Here is a 585-nt window from a genome sequence, read left to right as displayed (position 1 = left end):
GCCTCTGACTGCCAAGGCATCCACCGTGCACGCTTAGTCACTTAACCATACAACCCCAAGAAGTGTGTATCGAACCCGAAGGACCGACAGCACTGACTTCGGCGGAGTCGCTGCATCAGTGACTGATGCTTACAACAATTTTTCGCCAAGAAGTTCCAAGACACTTGCAGTATCAAGAACTTATTAATTTCATCAGCTTTTCCAGATTGTTAAAGAGCAAGAGCATAAAGCTCTAAGCTGGTAGCTTGAAGAATTTCTCTTCCAGCTGCTAGCTTAAGGCTTATCGCTTAAATGGCGTCCCCTAGGGGATTCGAACCCCTGTTACCGCCGTGAAAGGGCGGTGTCCTAGGCCTCTAGACGAAGGGGACCAAAAAACATGTTGATGAAGCGCTGCCTCATCGTTTTTTGGTAAAGGCGAGTGGTGAGCTCCGCGAACCCGAGCGGCAAGCACAACCGGAGTTGAACTGGGCTTGGTTGGCTGAACTCGGTGTGCCACAAGCTATAGGCAAACTTGTGGCCACGCCTCTATCAAAAGCGCTCTATCGATATCAAGCAAACTGTGTGAACACTCAACAGGCGTTGAGA

General features: G+C 49.7%; 1 tRNA gene. It reads right to left on the bottom strand.

From position 1 onward, the window contains the following. Positions 1-292 precede the first annotated feature (292 nt). Positions 293-368: transfer RNA gene (locus JKV55_RS02755), tRNA-Glu, on the bottom strand. Positions 369-585 lie beyond the last annotated feature (217 nt).

The sequence above is a fragment of the Zobellella iuensis genome, assembly GCF_016746085.1.
Taxonomy (GTDB): Bacteria; Pseudomonadota; Gammaproteobacteria; order Enterobacterales; family Aeromonadaceae; genus Oceanimonas; species Oceanimonas iuensis.
Note: the sequence above shows the minus strand (reverse complement) of the source record. Positions and strands in the feature narration are given on the sequence as shown.